The following is a 5,573-nucleotide window of genomic DNA, read 5'->3' on the forward strand; positions in this document are numbered from 1 at the left end:
GCTGGGGGCGGGCGGCCAGGGAGTCGTCTACCTCGGCCGGTCGCGCGACGGCGCCCCCGTCGCGGTCAAGGTGCTCCGCGACGGCGTCGCGGACGACCGCTTCGCCCGCGAGATCGCCGCGGCGCGCCGCGTGGAGCCGTTCTGCATCGCCCAGGTGCTCGACGCCTCCTCCGGCGGCAGGCCGTACATCGTCACCGAGTACGTGGACGGGCCGTCGCTGCAGCAGGCCGGCCGGCACGCCGGGGCGGAGCTGCAGCGGCTGGCGGTCGCGACGGCGACCGCGCTGGCGGCCATCCACCAGGCGGGCGTCGTGCACCGCGACTTCAAGCCGGCCAACGTGCTGCTCGGGCCCGGCGGGCCGCGGGTCATCGACTTCGGCATCGCCCGGGCGCTCGACTCCGGCCTCACGGCCACCAGCAGCATCGTCGGCACGCCCGCCTACATGGCGCCCGAGCAGCTCGCGGGGCAGGAGGTGGGGCCGGCGGCGGACGTGTTCGCGTGGGCGTCGGTGATCGTGTTCGCGGGCTCGGGGGTGCCGCCGTTCGGCGACGACTCGCTGCCCGCGGTGATCAACCGCATCCTGCACAACGAGCCCCGCGTCGGCGACCTGCCGCCGGCGTTGCGGGAGGTCGTCCTCGCCTGCCTGGCCAAGGACCCGGCCCGCCGCCCGGCCATGCAGGACGTCCTCCTCCGCCTGCTCGGCGGTCCCGGCGCGCACCCCCCGGCCGGGGAGTACGCGCCGGCTGCCCCCTACCCCGGGGCCCCGGGCGCTCCCGGGATGGAGACCCGCCCCGGGAGGCGGCACACCGGCAAGAAGGTGGCCATCGCCGGGGTGTCCGGGGTGATCGTGCTGGCGCTGGCGGGGGCGATCGTGTGGCTGACGCCCTCGACGCCCACGCCCAGGTCGCAGAACCTGGCCGCCGTCACGACGCCGTCCGCCACGGCGGAGCCGTCGCGCACGTCCCGGCCCAAGCGGACCCGCGCCTCCCGGGCCACCCGGACGTCCCGGCCGGTCACCGACCCGGCGAGCACCACCCCCACCACCGGCCGCCCCACGACGGCGCGCCCGACCGCCACCCGGCAGCGGGCCGGCGGCGTGCGGCTGCTGTTCGTACGGACGGTCGGGAGCTGGCACGTCGACCCAGGCTGCTACGCCGGTGGCAGCGTGGCGCTGCAGGCCAGGGTCGAGCGGTCCGGCAGCGACGTCATCCCGTTCCGCTACACCTGGTACTTCGACGGCAGGAACGTCGGCAGCGGCTCGGCCAACATCGTCAACGACACCGAACAGGTCAACGCGCCCCGCGAGATGGAGGGCGGCGGCGGCTCGCACACCGCGACCTTCCGCATCACCTCGCCCGTGTCCGCGCAGAAGTCCGTCACGTTCGAGATGTGCCAGGAAGAGTCGTACTGATGGCACGGCCGCTGCTGCCCGACGATCCCGCGGCGATCGGCCCGTACCGGCTGACGGGGCGGCTGGGCGAGGGCGGCCAGGGGGTCGTCTACCTGGGGCAGGCGCCCGACGGGACGCCGGTGGCGGTCAAGGTGCTGCAGGACGGGCTGGCCGGGGACGGCAGGTTCGCCAAGGAGATCGCGGCCGCGCGGCGGGTGGAGCCGTTCTGCATCGCCCAGGTGCTCGACGCCTCGCTGGGCGGGCGGCCGTACATCGTGACCGAGTACGTGGCGGGGCCGCCGCTGTCGGAGGCGGGCCGGCACGCGGGCGCGGACCTGCAGCGGCTGGCGGTGGCGACGGCCACGGCGCTGGCGGCGATCCACCGGGCGGGCGTGGTGCACCGCGACTTCAAGCCCGCCAACGTGCTGCTGGGGCGCGACGGGCCGAGGGTGATCGACTTCGGGATCGCGCGGGCCGCCGACTCGTCGGTCACGGTGACCAGCAGCATCGTCGGCACGCCGTCCTACATGGCGCCCGAGCAGCTCGGCGGGGCCGCGCTCGGGCCCCCGGTCGACGTGTTCGCGTGGGCGTCGGTGATGGTGTTCGCGGCGACGGGGACGCCGCCGTTCGGGAACGACTCGCTGCCGGCGGTGATCCGGCGCATCCTGTACGACGAGCCGTGGCTGGGGGACGTCCCGGAGCCGCTGTGTTCCGTCGTGCGCGCCTGCCTGGTCAAGGATCCGTCGGCGCGGCCCGCGATGCAGGACGTCCTCCTCCACCTCATCGGCGGCCGCCCCATGCCGCCCGTCCCCGGCCCGCCCGCCCGTCCGCCGGGAGCTCCGGGGCATCCGCCGATGGGCGGGCGAGGGCCTGCCGGGGACACCCGGGGCCGGGCCGCGGAGGCCACGCTGGGGCGGCGCCGGCGCAGGAGGCGGAACCCGCTGGTGGCAGGCGGGGCCGCCGGGCTGTCGGCGGTGGTGCTGGCCTCGGCGGTGTTCTGGCTGCCGGACCTGATGGGCGGCACCCCGGGCACCGGTACGGGCACCGGCACGGGCACGGGCACCGGCACGCTCGCGGCGAGCGCGCCCGCGACCGGCGCCGGGCAGCCGGCGTCGTCGCCGTCGCCGAGCCGCGCTCGCAAGCGGCGCACCCCCGGGCCAGGCGCCACCGCGACGAAGTCGCCCAAAACTGACGCCACGAAGACGGCGCCGCCCGAGCCGGCCGAGACCCGGACCACCTCGAAGCCCAGGGCCACCGAGCCCGCCGAGGCCACCGGCGGCTCGATCACCTCCCTGAAGCTGATCATCCACCGGCCGGAGAAGCCGAGCGGCTGCTACCCGCGCGGCAACGAGGTGTACGCGATGATCCGCGGCACCGAGGGCGCCAAGGCCACCTACCGCTGGATCGTCAACGGCGTCGACCAGGGCCGCAGCACCACGTACCTCTCCCGGGAGGAACGCATGATGCAGGGCAGCCATCTGGACGGCCCCGGCCGCAACACCGTCGTCCTCAGGTTCGAGACGCCCCAGCGCGTGGAGCGCCGGGTCTCGTTCACCATGTGCGAGGACTACTTCTGACGCTCCCGCAGCTCGTCGAGGAGGCCGAGGGCCGCTTCGGCGATCACGGTGCCGGGCGGGAAGATCGCCGAGGCGCCGGCGGCGCGGAGCTCGCCGAAGTCGCCCGGCGGGATCACCCCGCCCACGACGATCATGATGTCGCCGGCGTCCAGGTCGGCGAGCGCCTGCCGGAGGGCGGGCACCAGCGTGAGGTGCCCGGCGGCGAGCGTGGAGACGCCGACGACGTGCACGTCGGCCTCGACCGCCTGCCTGGCCACCTCCTCCGGCGTCTGGAACAGCGGGCCGACGTCCACGTCGAAGCCCAGGTCGGCGAACGCGGTGGCGATCACCTTCTGGCCCCGGTCGTGGCCGTCCTGCCCCATCTTGGCCACCAGGATGCGCGGGCGGCGGCCCTCGGCGCGCGCGAAGTCGGCGCACGCCTGCCGGGCTCGTTCGATGTCGGCCGCCGGTCCTGCCTCGTCGCGGTACACGCCGGAAATCGTACGGACCTGCTCGGCGTGCCGCCCGAACACCCGCTCCAGCGCGGCGGAGATCTCGCCCACCGTGGCCTTGGCGCGGGCGGCGTCGACGGACAGCTTGAGCAGGTTGCCGTCCAGGCCGGGGGCGGGGTGCTCGGCGGCCTTGGTCAGCGCGTCGAGCGCGCGGCCGACGGCGTCCTCGTCGCGTTCGGCGCGCAGCGCGGCGAGCTTGGCGAGCTGCTGGGCGCGCACGGCGCTGTTGTCGACCTTGAGGACGTCGATGGGCTCGTCGGCGGCGGCCCGGTACTTGTTGACGCCGATGACCGGCTGGCGGCCGGAGTCGATGCGGGCCTGGGTGCGGGCGGCCGCCTCCTCGATGCGCAGCTTGGGCAGCCCCGCCTCGATGGCCTTGGCCATGCCGCCGGCCGCCTCGACCTCGTGGATGTGAGCGGAGGCGCGTTCGGCCAGGTCGTGGGTGAGGCGTTCGACGTAGTAGGAGCCGCCCCAGGGGTCGATCACCTGGGTGGTGCCGGACTCCTGCTGGAGCAGGAGCTGGGTGTTGCGGGCGATGCGCGCGGAGAAGTCGGTGGGCAGCGCCAGGGCCTCGTCGAGGGCGTTGGTGTGCAGCGACTGGGTGTGGCCCTGGGTGGCGGCCATGGCCTCGACGCAGGTGCGGGCCACGTTGTTGTAGACGTCCTGGGCGGTGAGGGACCAGCCGGAGGTCTGGGAGTGGGTCCGCAGGCTCAGCGATTTCGGATTTTTCGCATTAAATCCGGACACGAGGTTGGCCCAGAGCAGCCGCGCGGCTCGCAGCTTGGCGACCTCCATGAAGAAGTTCATGCCGATGCACCAGAAGAACGACAGGCGCGGCGCGAACCGGTCCACGTCCATCCCGGCCGCGATTCCGGCCCGCAGGTATTCGACCCCGTCGGCGAGCGTGTAGGCGAGTTCGAGATCGCACGTCGCCCCGGCTTCCTGGATGTGGTAACCAGAAATGCTGATGGAGTTGAATTTCGGCATCTTTTCGCTGGTATATGCGAAAATATCCGAGATTATGCGCATCGACGGGGCCGGCGGATAGATGTACGTGTTCCGTACCATGAATTCTTTGAGAATGTCGTTCTGGATGGTCCCGGCGAGCTGCTCGGGGGCCACCCCCTGCTCCTCGGCCGCGACGATGTAGAGGGCCAGGATCGGCAGCACCGCCCCGTTCATCGTCATCGACACCGACATGCGGTCCAGCGGGATGCCGTCGAAGAGCCGGCGCATGTCGTAGATGGAGTCGATCGCCACCCCGGCCATGCCCACGTCGCCCGCCACCCGGGGGTGGTCGGAGTCGTAGCCGCGGTGCGTGGCCAGGTCGAACGCCACCGACAGGCCCTTCTGCCCGGCGGCGAGGTTGCGGCGGTAGAAGGCGTTGGAGTCTTCGGCCGTGGAGAAGCCCGCGTACTGGCGGACGGTCCACGGCTGGTTGACGTACATGGTCGGGTACGGGCCCCGCAGGTAGGGCGCGGCGCCCGGATAGGTGGACAGGAAGTCCAGGCCGTCCAGGTCGCGCTCGGTGTAGAGCGGTTTGACCGCGATGCCCTCGGGGGTCTCCCACGCCGGGCCCCGGCCGGTGCTCGCCGCCGGTGGGGCGCCGTCCAGGGGGAGGCCGGTGAAGTCGGGGATCATGCGGTCACCTCCAGGTCGCGGAAGGTCGTACGGAGCACGTCGAGGGCGTCGCAGCCGGCGTACAGGCAGGCGTCGACGCCCGCGTAGCGGCCCTTGCCGGCCAGCCACACCCGCCGGGCGCCGGCCCGTCTCAGCGCGGCGGCCACCGCCTCGGCGTGCTCGGCGTACAGCTTGTCGGTGGAGCACAGGCAGGCGACGGCGGCGCCGCTGACGGCGAACGCGGTGGCGATCTGCTCCGGGTCGGCGCCGGGGCCCGCCGTCTCGACGGCCAGCCCGCCGGCCTGGAACAGGTTCGCCGCGAACGCCGCCCGGGCGGTGTGCGCGGCGGCGGGGCCGATCGTGGCCAGGAACACCTTGACCCGCTCCGGCTCGGCGTCGGCCAGGTCACGCAGCGCCTCGAACTCCGCGGCGTACCGGATACGGGGCAAGCCCACCTCCCCGGCGTGGGTGCCGGGGGTGGCCGTCTCTGGGGGG

At 73.9% G+C, this 5,573-nt stretch carries 3 protein-coding genes and 1 pseudogene; 2 read left to right on the top strand and 2 right to left on the bottom strand.

The window, feature by feature from the left end; all coding sequences use genetic code 11:
• Together ADY59_RS52135 and ADY59_RS53635 are read left to right on the top strand one after the other, a co-directional pair.
• On the top strand, positions 1–1,411 hold a 1,411-nt coding region (locus tag ADY59_RS52135; RefSeq protein ID WP_053175818.1), incomplete at its 5' end, for a serine/threonine-protein kinase.
• Positions 1,411–2,967 carry a serine/threonine-protein kinase gene (locus tag ADY59_RS53635; protein WP_053175821.1) on the top strand — a complete coding sequence of 519 codons (1,557 nt, stop codon included), beginning with the start codon at positions 1,411–1,413 and terminating at the stop codon, positions 2,965–2,967. The genes ADY59_RS52135 and ADY59_RS53635, both read left to right, overlap by 1 nt.
• On the opposite strand, the gene scpA is transcribed toward ADY59_RS53635, so the two are convergent.
• Both scpA and ADY59_RS46270 read right to left on the bottom strand, forming a co-directional pair.
• Positions 2,958–5,099, bottom strand: coding sequence for a methylmalonyl-CoA mutase (scpA, locus tag ADY59_RS46265; RefSeq protein WP_049577411.1), 2,142 nt, complete (start codon positions 5,097–5,099; stop codon positions 2,958–2,960). The genes ADY59_RS53635 and scpA overlap by 10 nt on opposite strands.
• Positions 5,096–5,573, bottom strand: a pseudogene (locus ADY59_RS46270) (methylmalonyl-CoA mutase); the annotation flags it as partial. The pseudogene ADY59_RS46270 and the gene scpA, both read right to left, overlap by 4 nt.

The sequence above is a fragment of the Nonomuraea sp. SBT364 genome (genome assembly GCF_001083785.1).
Classification (GTDB): domain Bacteria; phylum Actinomycetota; class Actinomycetes; order Streptosporangiales; family Streptosporangiaceae; genus Nonomuraea.

Bases quoted from the DNA above. Each gene is read 5' to 3' on its own strand.
- ADY59_RS53635 (WP_053175821.1), top strand. From the start codon at position 1,411: ATGGCACGGCCGCTGCTGCCCGACGATCCCGCGGCGATCGGCCCGTAC.
- scpA (WP_049577411.1), bottom strand. From the start codon at position 5,099: ATGATCCCCGACTTCACCGGCCTCCCCCTGGACGGCGCCCCACCGGCG.